This is a genomic window from Kitasatospora atroaurantiaca (assembly GCF_007828955.1).
Lineage (GTDB): Bacteria > Actinomycetota > Actinomycetes > Streptomycetales > Streptomycetaceae > Kitasatospora > Kitasatospora atroaurantiaca.
Map to the genome: position 1 here is coordinate 1,793,676 of NZ_VIVR01000001.1, position 22,984 is coordinate 1,816,659.

General features: G+C 70.2%; 23 protein-coding genes and 1 riboswitch. Of the genes, 11 read left to right on the forward strand and 12 right to left on the reverse strand.

The features are described from left to right. Positions 1–41: 41 nt before the first annotated feature. The 3 genes from FB465_RS08045 to FB465_RS08055 all read right to left on the reverse strand — a co-directional run bounded on the left by FB465_RS08045 (position 42) and on the right by FB465_RS08055 (position 3,126). Complete coding sequence (locus FB465_RS08045; protein ID WP_145788971.1) at positions 42–1,067, reverse strand: C40 family peptidase; 1,026 nt, start codon at positions 1,065–1,067, stop codon at positions 42–44. A 191-nt stretch (positions 1,068–1,258) separates the two neighbouring features. After that, entirely contained in the window at positions 1,259–2,725 is a 1,467-nt protein-coding gene (locus FB465_RS08050; protein ID WP_211785739.1) for an NYN domain-containing protein, read from the reverse strand. A 140-nt stretch (positions 2,726–2,865) separates the two neighbouring features. Beyond that, complete coding sequence (locus FB465_RS08055) at positions 2,866–3,126, reverse strand: hypothetical protein (RefSeq protein WP_145788973.1); 261 nt, start codon at positions 3,124–3,126, stop codon at positions 2,866–2,868. A gap of 167 nt (positions 3,127–3,293) precedes the next feature. Between FB465_RS08055 and FB465_RS08060 the strand changes: the two genes are divergently transcribed. Then, positions 3,294–4,106: a rhomboid family intramembrane serine protease gene (locus FB465_RS08060; protein ID WP_145788975.1), complete on the forward strand. Its 813-nt coding sequence runs from the start codon at positions 3,294–3,296 to the stop codon at positions 4,104–4,106. Further along, the gene (locus FB465_RS08065) at positions 4,103–4,384 is read left to right on the forward strand and encodes an Lrp/AsnC family transcriptional regulator (protein WP_145788977.1); all 282 of its coding nucleotides are present in this window, start codon (positions 4,103–4,105) and stop codon (positions 4,382–4,384) included. Before FB465_RS08060 ends, FB465_RS08065 begins: the two co-directional genes overlap by 4 nt. A gap of 147 nt (positions 4,385–4,531) precedes the next feature. On the opposite strand, the gene FB465_RS08070 is transcribed toward FB465_RS08065, so the two are convergent. From FB465_RS08070 to FB465_RS08080, 3 genes are all read right to left on the reverse strand, one after another. Next, complete coding sequence (locus tag FB465_RS08070; RefSeq protein WP_145788979.1) at positions 4,532–5,893, reverse strand: aminotransferase class V-fold PLP-dependent enzyme; 1,362 nt, start codon at positions 5,891–5,893, stop codon at positions 4,532–4,534. Between the two features lie 50 nt (positions 5,894–5,943). Beyond that, positions 5,944–6,061, reverse strand: a riboswitch (SAM riboswitch). A 252-nt stretch (positions 6,062–6,313) separates the two neighbouring features. Further along, positions 6,314–7,387, reverse strand: a complete 1,074-nt coding sequence (trpD, locus tag FB465_RS08075) for an anthranilate phosphoribosyltransferase (RefSeq protein ID WP_145788981.1) — start codon at positions 7,385–7,387, stop codon at positions 6,314–6,316. A 121-nt stretch (positions 7,388–7,508) separates the two neighbouring features. Further along, entirely contained in the window at positions 7,509–7,934 is a 426-nt protein-coding gene (locus FB465_RS08080) for a hypothetical protein (protein ID WP_145788982.1), read from the reverse strand. Between the two features lie 465 nt (positions 7,935–8,399). Here FB465_RS08080 and ctaE point away from each other — a divergent pair, with 465 nt between their 5' ends. The 5 genes from ctaE (at position 8,400) to FB465_RS08105 (ending at position 13,144) form a co-directional block, all read left to right on the forward strand. Next, complete coding sequence (gene ctaE, locus FB465_RS08085) at positions 8,400–9,020, forward strand: aa3-type cytochrome oxidase subunit III (protein ID WP_145788983.1); 621 nt, start codon at positions 8,400–8,402, stop codon at positions 9,018–9,020. 140 nt (positions 9,021–9,160) lie between these two features. Next, positions 9,161–9,970, forward strand: coding sequence for a cytochrome bc1 complex diheme cytochrome c subunit (gene qcrC / locus FB465_RS08090; RefSeq protein WP_145788985.1), 810 nt, complete (start codon positions 9,161–9,163; stop codon positions 9,968–9,970). Next, complete coding sequence (gene qcrA / locus FB465_RS08095) at positions 9,967–11,034, forward strand: cytochrome bc1 complex Rieske iron-sulfur subunit (protein WP_145788987.1); 1,068 nt, start codon at positions 9,967–9,969, stop codon at positions 11,032–11,034. Before qcrC ends, qcrA begins: the two co-directional genes overlap by 4 nt. Next, complete coding sequence (gene qcrB / locus FB465_RS08100) at positions 11,031–12,692, forward strand: cytochrome bc1 complex cytochrome b subunit (protein WP_145788989.1); 1,662 nt, start codon at positions 11,031–11,033, stop codon at positions 12,690–12,692. The genes qcrA and qcrB overlap by 4 nt, the downstream gene beginning before the upstream one ends. 77 nt (positions 12,693–12,769) lie before the next feature. Next, on the forward strand, positions 12,770–13,144 hold the full coding sequence (locus FB465_RS08105; RefSeq protein ID WP_145788991.1) for a GntR family transcriptional regulator: 375 nt from the start codon (positions 12,770–12,772) through the stop codon (positions 13,142–13,144). Here the strand turns inward: FB465_RS08105 and FB465_RS08110 are convergent, their stop codons facing one another. The 4 genes from FB465_RS08110 to ctaC form a co-directional block, all read right to left on the reverse strand. Beyond that, a complete protein-coding gene (locus FB465_RS08110) occupies positions 13,145–14,407 on the reverse strand; it encodes a L,D-transpeptidase (RefSeq protein WP_145788993.1) in 1,263 nt (420 codons plus the stop codon). It abuts the gene before it with no gap. Between the two features lie 186 nt (positions 14,408–14,593). Further along, positions 14,594–15,007, reverse strand: coding sequence for a cytochrome c oxidase subunit 4 (locus FB465_RS08115; protein ID WP_145788995.1), 414 nt, complete (start codon positions 15,005–15,007; stop codon positions 14,594–14,596). Beyond that, positions 15,007–16,695, reverse strand: a complete 1,689-nt coding sequence (gene ctaD / locus FB465_RS08120) for an aa3-type cytochrome oxidase subunit I (protein WP_246193170.1) — start codon at positions 16,693–16,695, stop codon at positions 15,007–15,009. The genes FB465_RS08115 and ctaD overlap by 1 nt, the downstream gene beginning before the upstream one ends. A gap of 92 nt (positions 16,696–16,787) precedes the next feature. Beyond that, positions 16,788–17,639, reverse strand: coding sequence for an aa3-type cytochrome oxidase subunit II (gene ctaC, locus FB465_RS08125; RefSeq protein WP_145788998.1), 852 nt, complete (start codon positions 17,637–17,639; stop codon positions 16,788–16,790). A 340-nt stretch (positions 17,640–17,979) separates the two neighbouring features. On the opposite strand from ctaC, the gene FB465_RS08130 reads away from it, so the two are divergent. Further along, the gene (locus FB465_RS08130) at positions 17,980–19,368 is read left to right on the forward strand and encodes a cysteine desulfurase/sulfurtransferase TusA family protein (RefSeq protein WP_145788999.1); all 1,389 of its coding nucleotides are present in this window, start codon (positions 17,980–17,982) and stop codon (positions 19,366–19,368) included. Here the strand turns inward: FB465_RS08130 and FB465_RS08135 are convergent. Then, the gene (locus FB465_RS08135) at positions 19,361–20,338 is read right to left on the reverse strand and encodes a carbohydrate kinase family protein (RefSeq protein ID WP_145789000.1); all 978 of its coding nucleotides are present in this window, start codon (positions 20,336–20,338) and stop codon (positions 19,361–19,363) included. The genes FB465_RS08130 and FB465_RS08135 overlap by 8 nt on opposite strands. Positions 20,339–20,576: 238 nt before the next feature. Here FB465_RS08135 and FB465_RS08140 point away from each other — a divergent pair, with 238 nt between their 5' ends. Both FB465_RS08140 and FB465_RS08145 read left to right on the forward strand, forming a co-directional pair. Then, positions 20,577–20,792 carry a hypothetical protein gene (locus tag FB465_RS08140; protein WP_170290521.1) on the forward strand — a complete coding sequence of 72 codons (216 nt, stop codon included), beginning with the start codon at positions 20,577–20,579 and terminating at the stop codon, positions 20,790–20,792. 89 nt (positions 20,793–20,881) lie between these two features. After that, a complete protein-coding gene (locus FB465_RS08145; RefSeq protein ID WP_145789004.1) occupies positions 20,882–21,442 on the forward strand; it encodes a hypothetical protein in 561 nt (186 codons plus the stop codon). A 56-nt stretch (positions 21,443–21,498) separates the two neighbouring features. Here the strand turns inward: FB465_RS08145 and erpA are convergent, their stop codons facing one another. Next, positions 21,499–21,852, reverse strand: a complete 354-nt coding sequence (erpA, locus tag FB465_RS08150) for an iron-sulfur cluster insertion protein ErpA (protein WP_145789006.1) — start codon at positions 21,850–21,852, stop codon at positions 21,499–21,501. A 209-nt stretch (positions 21,853–22,061) separates the two neighbouring features. On the opposite strand from erpA, the gene FB465_RS08155 reads away from it, so the two are divergent. Further along, on the forward strand, positions 22,062–22,943 hold the full coding sequence (locus FB465_RS08155; RefSeq protein ID WP_425461149.1) for a GNAT family N-acetyltransferase: 882 nt from the start codon (positions 22,062–22,064) through the stop codon (positions 22,941–22,943). Positions 22,944–22,984 lie beyond the last annotated feature (41 nt).

Below are 22,984 nucleotides of genomic sequence, written 5' to 3' on the forward strand. Positions count from 1 at the left end.
TGTGGCGAACGGTAGCCAAATGTCCGATATGAGACTGAGCGTCAGACCCGACGGATGGTCTTGATCGGCATCGCGTCGGCGTCCATGATCTTGACCACGTCGCCGGTGTGCGGGGCGTGCACCACCAGGCCGTTGCCGATGTACATGCCGACGTGGTGCGCGTCGCTGTGGTAGATGACCAGGTCGCCCGGCTGGGCCTGGGCCAGCGAGGGCACCCGGGTGCCGACGGTCGCCTGGTCCTGCGAGGTACGCGGCAGCGAGACACCGGCCTTGGCGTACGCCCAGACCATCAGACCCGAGCAGTCGAAGCTGTTGGGGCCGGTGGCGCCCCAGACGTACGGTGCGCCGCGCTTGCTCATCGCGGCGTTGACCGCGACGGCGGCGTAGCCACCGGGGTCCGGCAGGTTGCTGATGTCGTAGCGGGAGTCGCTGCGCGAGGCCCGGTCGCCCAGGATGGCGGCACGCTCGGCGGCGCTGAGCTTGTTCAGCAGGGTCTTGGCTTCCTGGAGCTTCTGCTGGACCTCGGCCTTGGCGTCGTTCAGCATCTTGGTGCTGCGGTCCAGCTCGGCCAGCGTGGCCGCGGCCTCCTGCTTCTGCTGGTCGAGCCGGCGCTGCTGGTCCTTCAGGGACTTCAGGGTCTGCGCCTGGGTCTCGGTGACCTGCTCGGCGCTGGACGCCTGCGCCAGGTAGCCGTCCGGATTGGAGGAGAGCATCAGCGCCACCGACGGGTCGATCCCGCCGGCCCGGTACTGCTCGCCCGCCACCGCCGACAGGCCGCTCTGCAGCTGCGTCATCTGGTCCTGGCCGCGGGCGACCTGGTCCTGCAGCTGGTCGGCCTGCTTGCGCAGCTGGTCGGCCCGCTCCTTGGCGCCGTTGTACTTCTCGGAGGCCTGCTCCTGCTCCTCGAGCAGCTTGTCGACCTGGGCCTTGATCTCGTCCTTGTTCGGCTGGGCGGGCGCCGCGTGGGCACTCACCTGCGCGGACAGGGCGACCGCGGTCGCTGCGGCAGCGGTCAGCACGGAGACCCGCGCGCGGCTCGGCTGCTTGGGACGGCGGTGGGAGGCCAAGGGTCTAGCTCCTTCTTCCTGCTGGACTCACCCAATCGAGTGACAGTCCGGAAAATAGGTTTGACGCCAGACCCTAGTGAAGATCACAGCTTCGCGCCACTCCCCTACCTCTACGAACTTCTTGCCGCAGAGGGGAATTCACGGGACCGACACATCCCGGCCACGCCACGCTGACCAGCCATCAGGACTTCTCAGGACCGGGCCAGCCGGTTGAGCAGCAGAATCGACGCCACCGGACGGGCGCCCGCCTTGCGCACGCCGTCGGCGACCTCCTTGTCCGTGGAGACCACCACCACAGGACGTCCCTGCGGCTCGGCCCGCACCAGGCGCCGGATCAGCTCGTCCGCCGTCTCCCCCGTACGGCTGAACCGCACCCGTACGCCACGCGGCGGCGCCATGATCACCGGAACGTCCAGATCCTGCCCGTCGAACACACAGGTGACCTCCGCCTGGGTGCGCTGGGCGAGCATCGCCAGACCGCCGAGCAGCCTGATCCGCTGCTGCTCCAGCGGCAGGGCCGGATAGCCGGTCTTGGTGACGTTGTAGCCGTCCACCACCAGATGGACCTGAGGGATCGCCAGCAGCTGGTCCAGCAGCGCAGGGTCGTCCTCGGCGAGCGCGCGCCGGGCCACGTCGTGCGGCGAGGCGGAGCCGGGGACGACGGCGTCCACCAGGTCCGCCGGGTGGATCTGGGTGACCGGCAGCGCCAGCTCGCGCTGCAGGCCCTGGGCCGACTGCAGCACGGTGTCCAGCAGCAGCCGCAGCCGCATGTCCTCGACGCTGCGGCCCTCCCTGGCCGAGCGCCGGCCCGCCTCCACGGCCGTCTCCAGCTCGGAGATCCGGTGCTTCAGGCGACGCGCCTCGCCCTCCGCCGCGCTCCGCTCCGCGGCGGCCGCGGACTTCGCGGCCTCCAGCTCGGCATGCACCTTCCTGGCCTCGGCCTGCGCCCGCTTGGTGTCGCTCTCGAGGCTGCGCACCTTCTTACGCAGCGACTCGGCCTCCTTTCGGACGCCCTCCGAGTCGGCCCGCTGGCGCTCCAGATCGGCCCGCGCCTGCGAGCGCAGCTCGGCCAGCTCCTCCTGCAGCTTCTCGACCAGCCGGGCGGCCTCGGCGGCGGCGCCCTCGGCCCCGGCCCGCTCCACCTGCTCGCCCGCCTCGGCCACCAGCCGGGACCAGCCGGCCGGGCGCAGCAGGTACGCGGCGGCGGCGACGTCCATCGGATCGGCGGCGCCGGGCACACTGCCCGCTTCGAGGGCCTTGACCAGGTCGGGCTGTCCCAGCCGGAGGCGGTCAGCTATCCGCAGCCGGAAGACGGGCTCGGACTCCAGGGCGGCGGCGAGCGCCGTGCCCGCGTACTTGGCCCGGCGGGCCGGGGTGAACTTGGCGTACTGCCGCAGGGAGGCGGGCAGATCGGCGGGCGGCAGGCCGCCGAGGGCGTCGGCGGCGATCCCGACCACCCGGCGGCGGACACCCTCGGGCAGCGGCCGGTCAAGATGCTCCGCAGCCGCCTCGGTGCCCGGTTCGGTGGTGGACTCGGTGCCGGGCTCGGCGGTGGTCTCGGTGCCGGCTTCGGCGTCGGCCACCGGGACGGCACGGGCCGCGTCCGCAGCGGGCGGATGCCCCTGCGTCTCGGCTGGCCCCCTCGCTGCGTCCACCACGTCCTCGGCTCCGATCCTGCTCTGCGGGGTCCGTACGGCCGGTTGCCGCTGCCCTCAAACTCACCGCTCTCTGCAATTGTCCCGTGTACCGTGCCCCACCCGGGACGTCGTCACACCCCGGGCAGGGCCGGTCGGGCGTCTCAGGACTCCTGCGGCTCCGCCTGCTCCTCGGCGCCCGGACGGGCCACCAGCTCGACCTGGTCCACCGCGTTGCACCAGCGGCAGCGCACCGACTCGATGGTCTCGGCGAGCACCTCGGTCTCCTCCACCTTGGACTCGCCCGCGAGGTCGAAGTGCAGGTACTCGACGACCCGCGAGGAGCGGGTCACGTCAAAACGGGTCAGGTTGCCACAGAGGGTGCAGCGCCAGCGGGTCTCAGCGGTGGGTGCGGCGACGGTCATCGGCCTGTCCTCTCGGTCGGTGCAGTCTCTCGGCTGTACCCGGGTCTTGACGACCAAGCCTATTGCCTGCCCGTTCGCCGCCCGCCACCGGTACAGACACTCGACGGCGTCACCCACACGCAGTACAACGCGGTGTCAGCACCGGCGGCCCGAGGAATGCTCGCAGCATGGTGACTCCCGTCCTCGACCACGTCGGCGCGCAGGACGACAGCCCGCCCGGCCGTCCGGCGGTCGTCACCCTCACTCTGATCGCGCTCAACGCGCTGGTCCTGCTGATCGGCCCTAGCTTCGGACTCAACCCGCGCTACGGCATCGGCCAGAGCCGGGTCTGCGCCGAGCAGCGGTACGAGCAGCGCTGGGGCGCCGTGCCCGCCGAACTGGTCCGCAACCGCCCGCTGACGGCCGATCAACTCACCGCCCTGCCAAAGGTGGCGGCGGACTGCTCGGTCTCCCCCTCGCCCCGCAAGCTGCCCGTGCTCTCCGTCCTCACCTCGCTCTTCGTGCACGCAGGGTGGCTTCACTTACTGGGCAACGTGCTCTTCCTGTTCGTCTTCGGCCCCGGCGTCGAGGAGCGCTTCGGCCGGCTGCGCTTCCTGCTCTGCTACCTCGCGGTGGGCTACCTCGCGACGTACGGCTACGCGGTGGCCGAGGCGCACTCCACCGAATCCGTCCGGGCCCTGGTCGGCGCCTCGGGGGCGATCGCGGGGGTGCTCGGCGCGTACCTGCGGCTCTACCCGAGGGCGCGGGTGACCGCGCTGGTGCCGCTGCTGCTCTTCATCCCGCTGCGCTTCCCCGCCTGGCTGGTGCTGGGGCTCTGGTTCGTCCTGCAGTGGTGGTCGGTCCGCTCGGGCGGACCCGGGGTGGCCTACCTGGTCCACGTCATCGGCTTCACGGCCGGATACCTGGCCGCCTGGGCGGGGACGCGTCGGCGGGCCCCCGATACGCTGGCTCCAACCCCACGGACAGGAGCCGCAGAGTGATCACCGCGATCGTTCTCATCAAGACCAGCGTCGACCGGATCCCCGAGATCGCGGAGGCGATCGCCGCCATCGAGGGCGTCAGCGAGGTCTACTCGGTGACCGGCGGCTACGACCTGGTGGCGATGGTCCGGGTACGGCACCACGACGACCTGGCCACGGTGATCCCCGGCCGCCTCAACAAGGTCCCCGGGGTCGAGCACACCGAGACCCAGATCGCCTTCCGCACCTACTCCCAGCACGACCTCGAAGCCGCGTTCGCCCTCGGCCTCGACGAGTAGCTTTTTCGGGCTCGCCATCAGCCTGCACTATCAGGGGCGCGGGGAACTGCGCGAAATCGGAAGTGACGGCGCCGCACCTTCCGCCTCGCGCAGTTCTCCCCCAGCCTTCGGCCGGGAGGTGCCCCCACGCGCCCCTGGTGGCACCCCTCAGCGACGGGTGTCGGCAACGCAGCGGCCGCCCTCGCTGCGGTACGTCCAGCGCGCACCGTCCGTGACCAGCTCGCGAACCGCGGCCAGGAACCGCTCCAGGTGCTCGTCGGGCGTCCCGGCACCGAAGCTCACCCGAATCGCGTTCAGACTGCGCTCGCCCGGCAGCGAGGCCTCCGGCGCACCGCACTCGGACGGCGCCGCGTCCTCCCCGCCCAGCAGCGTACGGACCAGCGGGTGCGCGCAGAACAGCCCGTCCCGCACCCCGATCCCGTACTCGGCCGACAGCGCCGCCGCGAAGTGCGAGCTGTTCCACCCCTGGACGACAAACGACAGCACCCCCACCCGCGCGGCGTCCTCACCGAACAGGCTCAGCACCTTGACCTCGGGGATCTCGGCCAGCCCGGCCTTCAGACGGGCGATCAGCCGCTGCTCGCGGGCCTCCAGCACCTCGAAGCCGGCCTCGCCGAGCGCCCGGCAGGCCGAGGCGATCGAGTAGGCGCCGATCACGTTCGGCGAGCCGGCCTCGTGCCGCGCCGGGCCGCTCTGCCACTCGACGGCCACCGAGCCGTCCACCTCGCGGGCGACCGTACGGCTCGCGCCGCCACCTGCCAGGTACGGCTCGGCCGCGTCTAGCCAGTCGCTGCGCCCGGCGAGCACGCCCGCGCCGAACGGGGCGTACAGCTTGTGGCCGGAGAAGGCGACCCAGTCGACGCCGAGCTCGCGGACGGAGACCCGGTGGTGGGGAGCGAGCTGCGCGGCGTCCAGGACGACCCGGGCGCCGTGCCGGTGAGCCACCTCGGTGAGCTCGGCGACGGGCCACAGCTCGCCGGTGACGTTGGAGGCGCCGGTGACGCAGAACAGCTTCGGGCCCTCGACCGCGTCGGCGAGCGCGGCGTCGAGGGCGGCAACGGCCTCGGCGTGCGAGCGCGGGGCCCGCAGGTAGGTGACCGTCAGGCCCTCACGGCGCCAGGGCAGCAGCGAGGCGTGGTGCTCGGTCTCGAAGGCGAAGACCCGGGTGCCGGCCGGGAGCACGCCCGCCAGCAGGTTGAGCGAGTCGGTGGTGGCGCGGGTGAAGACCACCTGGTCGCCCTCGCGCAGGTCGAGGAACTCCTCGACGGTGCGGCGGCTCTGCTCGAAGAGGTCGGTGGACAGCTGCGAGAGGTAGCCGGCGCCGCGGTGCACGCTGCCGTAGTAGGGGGCGTACGCGGCGACATCGTCCCAGACCCGCTGGAGGGCCGGGGAGCTCGCGGCGTAGTCGAGCGCGGCGTACGCGACCTTCTCGCCGCTGACCAGCGGGACCTGGACGTCGTGGCCGAGGACGGCGAGCGGGGCGCAGAGATCAGTGGTGGTCACGGACATGGGAGTGCACTCCTCCGGGGTCAGGACCCCGGGAGTGCAGATATGCCGGTGGTCCGCGCTTGCCACGCGGACGGTTCGCCGCGGAGCCCGGTCCTCACCCAGGGCACCCCGCCACGGACGGAGGGTTGCCGGACAGCAAGCTGGGGCTTGTCGCTGTCACTCATGACCTGTCGAAGACTCTAAGCACAGCCCGCAGAGTGGTCAAACCACGGCCCACCATCCGGACAAGCGCGGCGAGCCAACAGGGGGCGCGGGGAACTGCGCGTGACGGAAGACGGCGTTGCCGTCACCGCCTCGCCGAGAGCCACTGGCACTCGGTCGCGAAACGGCGTAGCGGGGTGCCTGTTGCTCCCGGTGGAGCGGTGACGGCCGTGCGTCTTCCGGTTTCGCGCAGTTCCCCGCGCCCCTGAAAGGAGACCCTCAGCGCGCCGTGGCCTCGGACCAGCGCTTCAGCGTGGCCTCCGCCGCACCCGAGTCGATCGCCGCCGCAGCCCGCTCGATACCCGCGGCCAGCTGCTCCGCCAGCGGCGCGTCGGTCAGCTCCAGCGCGACCAGCGCGGCCGCCGTGTTGAGCAGAACGGCGTCCCGTACGGGCCCCCGCTCGCCCGCCAGCAGCCGCCGGGCGACGTTGGCGTTGTACTCGGCGTCCGCGCCCCGCAGCGCCTCGATGCCGACCAGCTCGATGCCCACGTCCCGCGGGTCGAAGGCGGCCTCCGTGACCTGACCGTCCTTCACGATCCAGACCCGCGAGGTGGTGGAGATGGTCAGCTCGTCCAGGCCGTCGTCGCCCCGGAAGACCAGCGCCGTCGCGCCGCGCCGCGCCAGCACGCCCGCGATCAGCCCGGCCAGCCGGGTGTCGAAGCAGCCGATGGCGTGGGAGGTGACCCGGGCCGGGTTGGTCAGCGGCCCGAGGATGTTGAAGGCAGTGGGCACGCCGAGGTCGCGTCGGGCCGGGGCGGCGTGCCGCATCGCGGGGTGGAACTTGGCGGCGAAGCAGAAGGTGAGCCCGACCTCCTCGGCGACCTCGGCCACCCGCTCGGCGCTCAGGTCGAGGCTGATGCCGAGCCGCTCCAGGACGTCGGAGGAGCCGCTGGCCGAGGAGGCCGCCCGGTTCCCGTGCTTGACGACCTTGGCGCCCGCCGCGGCCGCCACGATCGCCGACATGGTGGAGATGTTCACCGTCTTCGCCCGGTCGCCGCCCGTGCCGACGATGTCGACGGCCGGGCCCGGGATGCTCAGCGGCTCGGCGTGCGCGTACATCGCCTCGACCAGACCGGAGATCTCGTCGACCGTCTCGCCCTTGGCCCGCAGCGCGACCACGAATCCGGCCACCTGCACCGGGCTGGCCTCGCCGCGCATGATGCTGTCCATCGCCCAGGCGGTGTCGGCCTGGGTCAGGTCGGTGCCGGCCAGCAGCGCGCTCAGGATGTCCGGCCAGGTGCGGACCACCTGCGCGGGGTCGCTACCGCCGTTCGCAGGGTGCACGTTCACCATGGCTGACTCCAGCTCTCATCGGTTCACCGAAAGGGATGAAGTCAGCCTAGCGAGCGGCGCGGCGCCACCGCCGCGATCTCCGCTCCCCTTCTCTCCTGGTGAGACAACCAGTCCCAGAACCTCAGTGGTGCGCCGGAGCCCGCCCCGTGAGCCGGGCCCGGAGCAGGGTGGCGGCCGCCTCCGCCAGCGCCACCGGGTCGACCGGCTGGGCGATGGCCGCGTCGGCCCGGCTCCAGGCGGCGAGCCAGGAGTCCTGGGGCCGGCCGATCAGCACCAGCACGGGCGGGCAGCCGTAGATCTCGTCCTTGATCTGCCGGGCGACGCCGAGCCCGCCGGCCGGGACGGCCTCGCCGTCCAGCACGCAGAGGTCGACGCCGCCCTTCTCCAGCGCGCGCAGCACCGCGGGCACCGTCGCGCACTCCAGGTGGCGGACCTCCGGGAGGTCGGCGGCCGGGCGCTTGCCGAGCGCCAGGGTGACCTGCTCGCGGGTGTTGCGGTCGTCGCTGTAGACCAGAACGGTGAGCGTGTCGTCGGTCGTGTGCGCCATGGGCCCTGCTCCCGGGTGCTCGTCCTCTTATTACGTCCTGCGTTGTTACGTCGTGCGTCGTGCTCGCGTCGTACGTCGGCTCCACCAGGTCCGGTGTGATCCGGACCACGTTCACCTCCGGATGCTACTCCCGACCACCCCCCGAGGTGAGTCCCTGGCGCGATCTCTCTCAAGGCGGCACGCTCACGCGTCACCCGCATGGAGGACGGAGCGTCACCCTCGGCGGTGTACACCACTCGTACGGCGGACCTCCTAGCCCACCCGGGCGCCCGGCGGCGGGAGTGACACGCGGGGCAAAGGAGTGCTCGGCCCACCCGACCCCCTCCGAAGAACCGTCAGAAAACGGACACAGCGCCACCGACCGCCTCGTCGGACGCCCCGTCGGACCTCAACGGGGCATACCGCACGCACCGGACACTCCGAGGGACACCCCCCGGCGTGAAGACGGAATAAGGGACCGACATAATGTCCGTCGTGGCGACAGCAACAGCAACAGAAACCGGACACGCGCACGGAGCGGTCAACAGGCCGAACCTCGTCAGCGTCGGAACCATCGTCTGGCTGAGCTCCGAGCTGATGTTCTTCGCGGCCCTGTTCGCGATGTACTTCACGCTCCGCTCGGTCAAGGGCGCGGCGTTCTGGAGCGAGAAGGCGGGCGCCCTCAACGTCCCCTTCTCCTCGGTGAACACCACGATCCTCGTGCTCTCCTCCCTCACCTGCCAGCTCGGCGTCTTCGCCGCCGAGCGCGGTGACGTGAAGAAGCTCCGCTCGTGGTTCATCATCACCTTCGTGATGGGCGCGATCTTCATCGGCGGCCAGATCTACGAGTACACCTCGCTGGTCAAGGAGGACGGCCTCTCGCTGTCCTCCGACCCGTACGGCACCGTGTTCTACCTGACCACCGGCTTCCACGGTATGCACGTGACGGGTGGTCTGATCGCGTTCCTGCTGGTCCTGGGACGGACGTACGCAGCCAAGCGGTTCACGCACGAGCAGGCCACCGCCGCGATCGTCGTGTCGTACTACTGGCACTTCGTCGACGTCGTGTGGATCGGCCTGTTCGCGACCATCTACCTGATCAAGTAACCAGCTGATCAGGTCGCTGACCGCCGGCCGGGGCCGCTCACCTGCACCGACCGACCGCGCGTCCCCCGAAGCCGGCCCGACCAGACCGGACCGCCGGGCACGCCCACCAGCCGACCAGATCCTGACACCGGGGTTCATCCGTGAAAAAGCTCTCCGCACGACGGCGCCACCCACTGGCGGCGCTGGTCGTCCTACTTCTCGCCCTGGCGGCCACCGGGGGGCTGTACGCCGCGTTCGCGCCCGCCGAGAAGGCGCAGGCCGACACCTCGGCGCAGTCGCTCGCGATCGATGAGGGCAAGAAGCTCTTCGCCGTGGGCTGCTCCTCCTGCCACGGCCTGAACGGCCAGGGCTCCACCGACGGTCCGAGCCTGGTCGGCGTCGGCTCCGCCGCCGTCGACTTCCAGGTCGGCACCGGCCGTATGCCCGCGCAGCAGCCGGGCGCCCAGGTCCCGCGCAAGAAGGTCATCTACAACCAGGCCGAGATCGACCAGCTGGCCGCGTACGTGGCCTCGCTCGGCCCCGGCCCGGTGACGCCGACCAAGGAGCAGTACACCTCCACCAACCCGGACGACGTGTCCAAGGGTGGCGAGCTGTTCCGCACCAACTGCGCCCAGTGCCACAACTTCGCCGGCCAGGGCGGTGCCCTGACCAAGGGCAAGTACGCCCCCTCCCTGGAGAGTGTCGACGCCAAGCACATCTACGAGGCCATGCAGACCGGCCCGCAGAACATGCCGTCGTTCCCCGACACCACCATGCCGGAGGAGCAGAAGAAGCAGATCGTGGCCTTCGTCCGCCACACCGCCAACGATGAGCCCAACCCCGGTGGTCTGACCCTGGGCAGCCTCGGTCCGGTGACCGAGGGTCTGTTCGGCTGGATCTTCGGTCTCGGCGCTCTCATCGCGGTCGCGATCTGGGTCGCCGCCCACACCACCAAGGCCAAGAAGTCATGAGCCACGAGATGCCTGAAGAGAAGCTGCCGGAGGCGCACGACGCCTCCCAGGGCCACGAGGTCGCCCCCCACAGCGACCCGTTCGCCGACCCGGGCCTGCCGGCCCACGAGCCCCGTCGCACCGACATCGACGAGCGGGCCGCCAAGCGCGCCGAGCGCCAGGTCTCGCTGATGTTCGTCGTGTCGATGCTGGCGACCATCGGGTTCATCGCGTCGTACGTGATCTTCCCGATCGACAAGATCGTCTTCATCTTCCCGATCGGGCACGTCAGCGCGCTGAACTTCGCGCTGGGCCTGACGCTGGGTGTGGCGCTGTTCTGCATCGGCGCGGGTGCGGTCCACTGGGCCCGCACCCTGATGTCGGACCACGAGCTCCCGGCCGAGCGTCACCCGATCGAGGCCGACGACGAGGTCCGCAACGACGTCATCGAGCAGTTCAAGACCGGTGCCGCCGAGTCCGGCTTCGGCCGCCGCAAGATGATCCGCAACACGCTGATCGGCTCGATGGCCCTGGTGCCGCTCTCCGGCGTGGTGCTGCTGCGCGACCTCGGCCCGCTGCCCGAGAAGAAGCTGGATCACACGGGCTGGCAGAAGGCCACCCCGGCCAACCCGATCCCGCTGATCAACATGAACACCAACGAGCCGATGAAGGCCGAGGACATCGTCATCGGCTCGCTCACCTTCGCCAAGCCCGAGGGCCTGGAGGAGTCGGACGAGGACTTCCAGCAGAACATCGCCAAGGACGCCCTGATGCTCGTCCGGATCGCTCCGGAGGACATCAAGGACAAGAACTCGGCGGAGCTGGGCTTCGGCGGCATCCTCGCGTACTCCAAGATCTGCACCCACGTCGGCTGCCCGATCAGCCTGTACGAGCAGCAGACCCACCACGCGCTCTGCCCCTGCCACCAGTCGACCTTCGACCTGGCGGACGGTGCCCGTGTCATCTTCGGCCCGGCCGGTCACCCGCTGCCGCAGCTGAAGATCACCATTGACGAGAAGGGCTTCCTGGTCGCCACCGGCGACTTCGACGAGCCCGTCGGCCCGAGTTTCTGGGAGCGCTCATGAGTTCCGCGAGCAGCGTCAAGAGCGACGCCAGGCCCAGCACCGGGTCCACTCGCGACAAGCCCGCCAACAAGTGGGAGGCGGCAGCCGACTGGACGGACGGCCGGCTGGGGATCTACTCCCTCGCCAAGGCCAACCTCCGCAAGATCTTCCCGGACCACTGGTCCTTCATGCTCGGTGAGATCGCCCTCTACACCTTCATCATCATCATCCTGACGGGCGTCTACCTGACGCTCTTCTTCAAGCCGAGCATGGCGGAGGTCGTCTACCACGGCCCCTACGCCCCGCTCGACGGCATCAAGATGTCCGAGGCCTACGCCTCGACCATGGACATCAGCTTCGAGGTCCGCGGTGGCCTGCTGATCCGTCAGATCCACCACTGGGCCGCGATCGTCTTCGTCGCCTCGATGCTCGTGCACATGATGCGCGTGTTCTTCACCGGCGCGTTCCGCAAGCCCCGCGAGATCAACTGGGTCTTCGGCTTCCTGCTGCTCTTCCTGGGCATGTTCGACGGCTTCATGGGCTACTCGCTCCCGGACGACCTGCTCTCCGGTACGGGTATCCGCTTCATGGAGGGCGCGATCCTCGCCGTCCCGCTGGTGGGCACTTACGGCCAGATGTTCCTGTTCGGCGGGGAGTTCCCCGGCACCGACATCGTGCCGCGGTTCTTCACCATCCACGTGCTGCTCATCCCGGGCGTCATGCTGGGCCTGCTGGTGGCGCACCTGATCCTGGTCTTCTACCACAAGCACACCCAGTGGGCGGGCCCGGGCAAGACCGAGCAGAACGTCGTCGGCATGCCGCTGATGCCGGTCTACATGGCCAAGGCCGGTGGCTTCTTCTTCCTGGTGTTCGGCATGGTCGCCGCGATGTCCGCGGTCGCCACGGTCAACCCGATCTGGGCGTACGGCCCGTACCGCCCCGACCAGGTGTCCACCGACGCCCAGCCGGACTGGTACATGGGCTTCTCCGAGGGCCTGATCCGCATCATGCCGGGCTGGGAGATCCGGGCCTGGGGCCACACCCTCAACATGGGTGTGTTCGTGCCGCTGATGGTCTTCCCGCTGGTGCTGTTCGCGATCGCCGCCTACCCCTTCATCGAGGGCTGGATCACCGGCGACAAGCGCGAGCACCACATCCTGGACCGCCCGCGCAACGCTCCGGTCCGCACCGCGGTCGGCGCGGCCTGGGTCAGCGAGTACCTGATCCTGCTGATCGGTGGTGGCAACGACCTGATCGCCACGCACCTGCACCTGTCGATCAACGACATCACGTACTTCGTGCGGGTCGGCTTCTTCGTGATCCCGGTCCTGGTCTTCTTCATCACCAAGCGCTGGTGCCTCGGCCTGCAGCGCCGCGACAAGGAGAAGGTGCTGCACGGTCGCGAGACCGGCATCATCAAGCGCCTGCCGCACGGTGAGTTCGTCGAGGTCCACGCCCAGCTGCCGCAGGACAAGCTGCACAAGTACACGGCGCACGAGCAGTACGAGCCGATGGAGCTCCCGGCCGAGGTCGACGAGAACGGCGTCAAGCGCAAGGTCGGCGTTCTCACCAAGACCCGCGCCAAGCTCTCCCGCGGCTACTTCGGCGAGGGGAACCAGATCCCCAAGCCGACCGCCGAGGAGCACCGCGAGATCACCAGCGGCCACGGCCACCACTGATCTCACCTGATCGCCACACCACTTGGGGCCCTGCACATCGTGCAGGGCCCCAAGCGTTTGCGGGCACAATGAGTGCCATGCAGTTGAGCATCGACCACGCCTCCGCCACTCCCCCGTACGAGCAGGTCCGGGCGCAGATCGCCGAGCAGGCCCGCAGCGGGGTACTGCCCACCGGGCTGAAGCTGCCCACCGTACGGGCGCTCGCCGAGGATCTCGGGCTGGCCCCCAACACGGTGGCCCGGGCCTACCGCGAGCTGGAGGCCGACGGGGTGGTGGAGACCCACGGCCGGCGCGGCACCCTGATCGCCGCCGCCGGGGACACCGCGCACCGGCTGGCCGCCGCCGCGGCCGCGGAGTACGCCGAGCGCGCCGTGCGGCTCGGGGTGTCCAGGGAGGACGCCCTGGCGGCCGTCAACGGCGCGCTGCAGCTGGTCTACGGGGCCGACGGCTGATCAGACCTCCGGCAGCAGGCTGCCCGCGGCCTCACCGGGATCCGTCGAGCCCGCGGTGGTGACGGGCTTGGCGAGGGCGCTGTGCTTGACCCAGTCGGTCCAGGTGATGTTCCAGTCCCCGAAGCCGTTGCCGAAGGGCTCCATCTGCGGGCCGAGGCTGTTGACCACCTGGACGATGTCGCCGATCCGGGTCTGGTCGAAGAACCACTTCGCGTTGTCGGTGCTCATGCCCGTACAGCCGTGGCTGACGTTGTCGACCCCCTGCGAGGCCACCGACCACGGCGCCGCGTGCACGTACTCGCCGCTCCAGGTCACCCGGGTGGCCCAGTGGACCTCCAGGTCGTACGACTCCCGGCTGCCCGCCGATATCCCGATGGTCTCGCCGTTCATCCGGACGACGGACTCCTGGCCGAGCACCACCTTGATGCCGTTCCGGGTGGAGAACCCGGGCTTGCCGGTGGTGACCGGGATGGTGTTCACCACCTGGCCGTTGCGGCGGTAGGTGAGCTGGTGCGAGCCGGCGTCGACCACGGCCTCGACCTTGTCCCCCGTGCGTATGGAGCGCGTGCTGGGCTCCCCCACGTACAGGCCGTCGGATATCCGGGCGCCCGGGCGGTCGAAGCTGAGCTTGATCTTCGCGTTGGCCGGCCAGTACTCCTGCGGGCGGAAGTGCAGGTTCTTGTCGTCCACCCAGTACCAGGCACCGGTCACGGCGGGCTCCGAGACCACCGTCAGGCTCTTTTCGACCTCCTGCCGGGCCACGGGGTCCTTGACCGCCTCGGAGAGCTTCACGGTGAGCGGCTGGCCCACGCCGTAGACGCCGCTGCCGGAGGAGTCGGGGCCGAGTTCGGCGGTGAGCAGGTTCTTCGCGGCGACGGTGGTGAAGCTCGTGGTGGTCTCGCCGCGGCCGCCCTTCCCGTCGTCGGCGGTGATCCGTACGGTGTAGTGGGTGCCCGCCCGGAGCCGGCCGGTGGACGTCCAGGTCCGCTGGTCGTCGGCCAGCTTGCCGGTCACCACGCGGCCGTCGGAGCCGGTGACGGTGACGTCCGTGAGCTTGCTGCCGGACTCGGCGGTAACGGTGAAGGGCTGCGCCGGGTCGACCTCACCGACGGCTGAGATGTGCACCAGCGGGCCGGCGTCCACGGACTCGGGAAGCGCCAGTGCGCTCTCCGATCCGCCGGACGAGCAGCCCGCGACCGGTGAAAGGACCAGGAAACCCGCTATGACCGCCCGCCCACTCTTACGACCTCGACTGCCACTCATCGCTGCCTCCAAGGGTTCCGATGATTGATCAGATCGTAGGAATGGGTGACAGGCGCGGCACCCGGCCGGAGCCCTGGTTGCACCGAACGAGTGAGCCGACCACCCGGGGGGCCGTACCCGGGAAGCGCTTCGGGCCGGACACCCCTAAGAAGGGATGTCCGGCCCGAAGGTTCGGAGCGGGGGAACCTACTGGTTCTGGTCCTCGCCCCGGTAGAACTCGAAGACCCAGCCGTACAGGCCGATCGCGATGATCGGGATCGACCAGTAGAGCAGCCACCAGCCGAAGATGACGCCCAGGAAGGCCAGCGCGCCGCCGATGCCCAGGGAGAGCGGCTGCCAGCTGTGCGGGGCGAAGAAGCCCAGCTCACCGGCGTCGTCCGCGACCTCGGCCTCGGGGTTGTCACCCGCGCCGCTGTCCACCCGGCGGGCGGTGAAGGCGAGGTAGTACCCGATGAAGGCGCACAGGCCGAAGGCCAGGAACAGCGCCGTGGTACCGGCCGGCTCCGGCTTGCCGGCGTGCGAGGTCCAGAGGCCGTAGACGATGGCCATCACCAGGATGAAGACCGCGAAGCCGATGAAGATCTTGCCTTGTTCCTTCATCAGGCGTCGCCCTCCTTCTTCTTGCCCTTGCCCAGCTGCGGGGTGTCGTACGTCGCGGGGGTGACCCCGGCGAAGTGCTTGGCCGGCTCACCGTGGTACTCGAGGTAGTCCAGCGCCGCGATGTCCGGGTGGTGCAGGTCGAACGCCGGGGATTCCGAACGGATCCGCGGCAGGGTGAGGAAGTTGTGCCGCGGCGGCGGGCAGGAGGTCGCCCACTCCAGCGAGCGGCCGTAGCCCCACGGGTCGTCGACCTCGACCTTCTCGCCGTACTTGTTGGTCTTCCAGACGTTGTACAGGAACGGCAGGATCGACAGACCGAGCAGGAACGAGCCGATGGTCGAGACGGTGTTCAGCGTGGTGAAACCGTCCGAGGCCAGGTAGTCGGCGTAGCGGCGGGGCATGCCCTCCGCGCCGAGCCAGTGCTGGACCAGGAAGGTCGCGTGGAAGCCGATGAACAGCGTCCAGAAGGTGATCTTGCCAAGCTGCTCGTCGAGCATCTTGCCGGTCATCTTCGGCCACCAGAAGTGGAAGCCGGCGAACATCGCGAAGACGACGGTGCCGAAGACCACGTAGTGGAAGTGCGCCACGACGAAGTACGAGTCCGAGACGTGGAAGTCGATCGGCGGGGAGGCCAGCAGAACACCCGTCAGACCACCGAAGAGGAAGGTGACGAGGAAGCCGATCGTCCAGAGCATCGGGGTCTCGAAGCTCAGCGAGCCCTTCCACATGGTGCCGACCCAGTTGAAGAACTTCACACCGGTCGGGACCGCGATCAGGAAGGTCATGAAGGAGAAGAACGGCAGCAGCACCTGTCCGGTGACGTACATGTGGTGCGCCCACACCGTCACGGAGAGGCCGGCGATCGCGATGGTGGCAGCGATCAGGCCGGAGTAGCCGAACATCGGCTTACGGCTGAAGACCGGGATGATCTCCGACACGATGCCGAAGAACGGCAGCGCGATGATGTACACCTCGGGGTGGCCGAAGAACCAGAAGAGGTGCTGCCAGAGCAGTGCCCCGCCGTTGGCCGGATCGAAGACGTGCGCACCGAACTTGCGGTCCGCCTCGAGGGCGAACAGCGCGGCGGCGAGCACCGGGAAGGCCAGCAGGACCAGCACGGCGGTCAGCAGGACGTTCCAGACGAAGATCGACATCCGGAACATCGTCATGCCGGGCGCGCGCATGCAGATGATCGTGGTGATGAAGTTCACCGAACCGAGGATCGTGCCGAAGCCGGAGAAGGCCAGACCCATGATCCACATGTCGGCGCCGACACCCGGCGAGCGGACGGCGTCCGACAGCGGCGAGTACGCGAACCAGCCGAAGTCGGCCGCACCCTGCGGGGTGAGGAAGCCGGCCACCGCGATGATCGAGCCGAACAGGTAGAGCCAGTAGGCGAACATGTTCAGTCGCGGGAAGGCGACGTCGGGAGCGCCGATCTGCAGCGGCATGATCCAGTTCGCGAAACCGGCGAACAGCGGCGTCGCGAACATCAGCAGCATGATCGTGCCGTGCATCGTGAACGCCTGGTTGAACTGCTCGTTCGAGAGGATCTGCGTCCCCGGACGGGCCAGCTCGGCACGCATGACCAGCGCGAGGATGCCACCGATCAGGAAGAAGGCGAACGACGTACCGAGGTACATCGTGCCGATCGTCTTGTGGTCGGTGGTGGTCATCCACTTGATGATGGTGGAACCCGGCTTGCGGGTCCGCTCGGCCCCGCCGGCCGTGACCGGGGCCCCGGCTGGCCCGCCGGCCGCGGCGGGTTCGTTGAGGATAGTCACTTCTCACCTTCAATGCCCGTGATGCCCGAGGGCACCGAGCCGGTCTGGCCCTTGGCCCGCAGCTCCTTGAGGTGCTGCTCGTACGCGTCGTGCGAGACGACCTTGACGTTGAACAGCATCCGCGAGTGGTCGACGCCGCAGAGCTCGGCGCACTTGCCCTTGAAGGTGCCGAAGGAGGTCGGGGTGACCTCGAAAGCGTTGACCACGCCCGGCACGACGTCCTGCTTCATCAGGAAGTTGACGGGCCAGAAGTCGTGGATGACGTCCCGCGAGGTGAGGACGAACTTCACCGACTCGTTGATCGGCAGGTAGAGCGTCGGCGGCTCACCCGGGGTGCCCACGTCGTACGCGGCGGTGGTGCTCGCCGGGTCCGGCTTCTCGCTGTTCTCGTAGTTGAACGCCCAGCTCCACTGGAAGCCCACCACGTTGATGGTGTGCTGCGTCTTGGCGGAGGTCTGGGTCAGCGTCGCCTCGTCGCGCGCGACGAAGTAGAACAGCACCGAGACGATGACGAGGGGGACCGCGGTGTACAGCGCCTCGATAGGCAGGTTGTACCGGGTCTGCGGGGGGATCTCCACCTTGCTGCGGCTGCGCCGGTGGAAGATCACACTCCAGAGGATCAGACCCCACATCAATGCACCGACTGCCAGCGCCGCAATCCAGGAGCCCTGCCACATGTGGAGGACCAGGGGCCCTTCCTTGGTGACCGGGGTGGGGAGGCCAAGCCTGGGGAGGTCGTTGGCCGAGCAGCCGGTAGCGGTCGCGATGACGAGGCCCAGTGCCAGCGCCTGAGGCAGCTTCCGCCGCATCGTGCGCCGCGGCGAGCGGTCGGAGCCGTTGGGACTCACGTAGCGCCTTCCCGAAGTCTCGCCCGCGATCGCGTCGCCCCCCGGGAGTGCTGTGCGCCTCCCCGGCGACCCGGCCACGGGCACGGTTTGAATGCTTATGCGGGCCAAACCCTACTCCAGCCTTATGCGCTCCTGACGGGCAGGTCCCGGTAACGCGCCGCCCGGGTACCCGATCAGCCCCCGGGGGCACGGAATCGCAGGTCATGGCGGGCATTCGAGGCTCGCACAGCCGATCGGGGGATGGCACTGCGACACGCGGGTGACGGATCGTCGGGCACGGACGAATCCGGCGAACCGGGCAAGGGGCATGCCACCGGGGCCGCTCGTCTACGGTGAGCATGTGACCTACTTCGACGTCGCGTCCACCGCACCTCTGCACCCCGTCGCCCGGCAGGCGTTGACCGCGGCGCTGGACGAGGGCTGGGCCGATCCGGCTCGGCTCTACCGCTCCGGACGGCAGGCCCGGATGCTGCTCGACGCCGCGCGGGAGACCGTCGCCGAGGTGCTCGGGGCCCGGGCGGACGAGATCTCCTTCACCGGCAGCGGCACCCAAGCCGTGCAGTTGGGCATCCTGGGCGCACTGGCCGGGAACCGTCGGACGGGCCGTCACCTGGTGCACTCCGCCGTGGAGCACTCCAGCGTCCTGCACACCGCGGAGCAGCACGCGGCGGCCGGCGGCGAGGTGACCGAGGTCGGCGTCGACCGCCAGGGCCTGGTCTCCGCCCGGGACTTCGCCGCCGCCATCCGGCCGGACACCGCGCTGGCCGTCCTCCAGTCGGCCAACCACGAGGTCGGCACGGTCCAGCCGGTCACCGAGACGGCCGCCGCGATCTCCGGCGTCCCGCTGCTGGTCGACGCCGCGCAGAGCGCCGGCCGGCTGCCGGTCCCGCCCGGCTGGTCGCTGCTGGCCGCCAGCGCGCACAAGTGGGGCGGTCCGGCGGGCGTCGGGGTGCTCGCCGTCCGCAAGGGCGTCCGCTACGCCTCACCGCTGCCCGCCGACGAGCGCGAGCGGGGCCGCGTCCCCGGGTACGTCAACGTGCCCGCGATCGTGGCCGCCGCCGCCTCGCTGCGCGCCGTACGGGCGGAGGCCGAGCGCGAGAACGCCCGGCTGCACGCCCTGGTCGAGCGCATCCGGGCCCAGGTGCCCCGGCTCGTCCCCGAGGTGGAGGTGGTCGGCGACCCGGTCAACCGGCTGCCGCACCTGGTCACGTTCTCGTGCCTCTACGTGGACGGCGAGGTGCTGCTGACCGAGCTGGACCGGGCCGGCTTCGCGGTCTCCTCCGGCTCCTCCTGCACCTCCAGCACCCTGACGCCCAGCCATGTACTGGCGGCGATGGGTGTGCTGACCGAGGGCAACGTCCGGGTCTCCCTCCCGTACGGCGTGGCCGAGGCGGACGTCGACCGCTTCCTGGCCGTCCTGCCGGACATCGTCGCGGGCGTACGGGCCCCGCTCGGGCTCGACCTGGCCGTGCCTGCGGCGTCCGGTCGTCAGACCCTGGTTATTGATGCTCTCGGCAAGCGGTGCCCGCTGCCGGTGATCGAGCTGGCCAAGCGGATCGGCGAGGTGCCGCCCGGCGGTACGGTCGCGGTGCTGTCCGACGACGAGGCGGCGCGGCTGGACATCCCCGCCTGGTGCGAGATGCGGGAGCAGGAGTACCTGGGCGAGGCCCCGGCCGCCGACTACGGGCGCGACCGGGGCTCCGCCTACCTGGTACGGCGGACTACCTGACCAGCTTGGACCGGACCTCGGCGGAGGCCTCGTCGCCGTAGGCGGTGGCGAAGCGCTCCAGGAAGTGGCCGTGGCGCAGCTCGTACTCCTGGGTGCCGACGGTCTCGATCACCAGGGTGGCCAGCATGCAGCCGAGCTGGGCGGAGCGCTCCAGGCCGAGGTCCCAGGAGATGCCCGCCAGGAAGCCGGCCCGGAAGCCGTCGCCGACGCCCGTCGGGTCGGCCTTGCGGTCCTCGGCCGGGCAGCCGACGGTGATGTCGGGCTCGCCCTTGCGCTGGATCCGGACGCCCTTGGCGCCCAGGGTGGTGACCCGGGTGCCGACGCGGCCCAGGATCTCCTCCGCACCCCAGCCGGTCTTGGACTCGATCAGCGCGGCCTCGTACTCGTTGGTGAACAGGTACGCGGCGCCGTCCACGATCTCGCGGATGTCCTCGCCCTCCAGGCGGGCCAGCTGCTGCGAGGGGTCGGCGGCGAAGGCGTAGCCACGGGTCCGGCACTCCTGGGTGTGGCGGACCATCGCCTGCGGGTCGTCGGCGCCGATCAGTACGAGGTCCAGGCCGCCCACCCGGTCGTGGACGGGCTTGAGCTCGATGTTGCGGGCCTCGGCCATCGCGCCCGTGTAGAACGAGGCGATCTGGTTGTGGTCCTGGTCCGTGGTGCACATGAAGCGCGCCGTGTGCCGGGTCTCGGAGATGTGCACCGAGTCGGTGTCCACATTGTTGCGCTCCAGCCAGCCGCGGTACTCCTCGAAGTCCGCGCCGGCCGCACCGACCAGGACGGGGCGCAGGCCGAGCACGCCCATGCCGAAGGCGATGTTCGGGGCGACCCCGCCGCGGCGGATGTCGAGGGTGTCGACCAGGAACGAGAGCGAGACCGTGTGCAGCTGCTCCGCGACCAGCTGGTCGGCGAAGCGGCCCGGGAAGGTCGTCAGGTGGTCGGTGGCGATCGAGCCGGCGACGGCGATACGCACGAGGTCTCCTCAGGTGGCCGGAGGCCGAAAATCAGTTGACTGAACCCTCACACGGTACCGGGCCGGACCCTGTCAGCCATACCGGCCGCACCGATGGATCGAACGAGTACTACCCCTGGGTAGCTCTGGCCCAGCGCAGTGCGGCGGCCTAGGGTCGCAGACAGGAGGCCCGGATTGCGGCCCCCGCCCAGGTCCGTGGCAGTGCCGCCGCGGTCGGCGATCGGAGCGATGACCGATGATGCCCAGCAGAACCGCCCTGCGCGTCCCCAGCGTCCTGACGGGTGACGTCGACGCCGACACTCTCGACGAGCTGGTCAGCTCGTCGCGTCGGCTGGGCCGCTTCTGGCCCCCGCTGACCGCCGGCCCCGAACCGGCCGCCGCTACCCCGGTGGGCGTCTCGGTGCCGTCCCGTACGCAGCGGCTGGTCGCCGAAATGGCCGAGTACGGCAGCTAGCCGGGAACCGGATTCCTCCGGGGCACGTCAGATCCGCGCAGCGCCACTGCGGTGGCGGAGTGCTGAGCCCTCGGAAGGAATGTCACACCATGGACGAGAAGACCGCAGCCGTACCGGTCCGGGCCACGCGCAGGCGCCGGGTGACGGCGCTGGCCGGGCTGATGCTCGCCGTCGGGACGGTCGCCGCGTGCGGATCGGCCGGCGGCTCGACCGGGGCGAGTGCCTCGGCGACCGGGCAGCCCTCGGCGAGCGCCTCGCCCAGCGCCACCGCGTCCCCCAGCCCGTCCTCGAGCCCCACCCCGGCTCCCAGCGCCTCGCCGAGCGGCCCCGGGATAGCCGTCGGCGAGCCCGCCCCGGTCAAGCTGCCGGCCCTCGCCCACCAGGTGCAGGGCAACACGCTCACCGTCTGGTTCTACGGCGGCGTCTGCGCGAAGTACGGCCTGAAGGTGGACGAGTCCAAGCAGGGCGAGGTGGACGTCCGCGTGGTGGTCACCGAGCCCGCGCCGAGGGGCCGGGAGTGCCCGGCGCTCGCCAAGCGCGAGACGGTCACCGCCCAGCTGGACCACCCGCTGGCCGGCCGCAAGGTGATCGACCTCGGCACCGGCCAGCAGGTCCCGCTGGACCCGGGCCCGGCCGGCGGACCGCAGTAGCGGAGAACGACAACGGCCCCCGAGTGGTCTCGGGGGCCGTTGCGCTGCTTCAGGACTTAGCTGAAGGAGTCGCCGCAGGCGCAGGAGCCGGTGGCGTTCGGGTTGTCGATCGTGAAGCCCTGCTTCTCGATGGTGTCCACGAAGTCGACCGTGGCGCCGCCGAGGTACGGCGCGCTCATCCGGTCGGTGACGACCTTGACACCGTTGAAGTCCTTGACCACGTCGCCGTCGAGCGAGCGCTCGTCGAAGAACAGCTGGTAACGCAGGCCCGAGCAACCGCCCGGCTGAACGGCGACGCGCAGCGCGAGGTCGTCGCGGCCTTCCTGCTCGAGCAGGCCCTTCACCTTGGCCGCAGCGGCATCGGTAAGGAGCAGACCACTCTCGACGGTGGTCTCGTCCTGGACGGTCATCTGCTTACTCCCGGGTCTGTGACGACGATCTGCCGCCAGTGCCAACCAGCGGCCACCCGGATTCATTTCCCGGGCGATGGTTCTGTGGTTCTTCTGGGGGACGTTCTTCGTCGCCCACTCCCCCACGCACCCATGCTCGCACACCCGGCGACCAAGCTCGGTGCCCGATCCCGGCAAACGGCCCTCTTTCGGTGGTCCCGGCGGCCAGGATGGAGGGCGTGATCATTCGTCAGCTCCAGGACACCGAGGCGGACGCCGTGGCCGTCCACCAGATCGCGCGAGCGGCCTTCCGGCACCTCGCCGGGACTCCCGCCGAGGCACCGGACGACATCACCCGCACAGTGCACCACCGGGCCAGGACCAGGCACCTGGTGCAGACGGACCCGGAGGGCTGCTGGATCGCGGAGCAGGACGGCGAGCCGGTGGGCTGCGCGCTGTCGATGCGGCGGGAGGGTGTGTGGATCCTCACGCTGTTCACCGTCCTGCCGAGCGCCCAGGGGAAGGGGGTGGGCCGGCTGCTGCTGGAGCGCGCGGCCGCGTACGGGCGGGGCTGTCTGCGCGGGATGCTCTGCGCCTCGCCGTCGCCGGCGGCGGCCCGGCGCTACCGCGCAGCCGGCTTCACACTGCACCCCACGATGCGGCTGACGGGCCCGGTCGACCGTTCCGGACTCCAGGACCCGGGCGACATCCCCGTGCACCCCGGCAACGCCACCCACCGCCACCTGCTGGACTCGGTGGACCGGCGACTGCGCGGGGCGGCCCACGGCCCCGACCACGAGTTCATGCTGGCCCACTACGACGAGCTGCTGATCGCGGACACGCTGGCCGGGAGCGGCTACTGCTACCGCGACGGCGGTGGCGTCAAGCTGCTCGCCGCCACGTCCAAGCGGATCGCCACGCGGCTGTTGCGGGAGGCTCTGGCCCGGGTGCCCGACGGGGAGGACGCTCTGGTCGAGTTCCTCACCGCCGAGCAGGAGTGGGCCGTGGACGTCGGCCTGGAGGTCGGCCTCAGCCTGGACACCCGGGGGTACCTCGCCCTGCGGGGCATGCGGCCACCGACGCCCTACATCCCGAGCGGCGGCCTGCTCTAGCTGGGTCACCACAAGGGGCGCGGGGAACTGCGCGAGTCGGA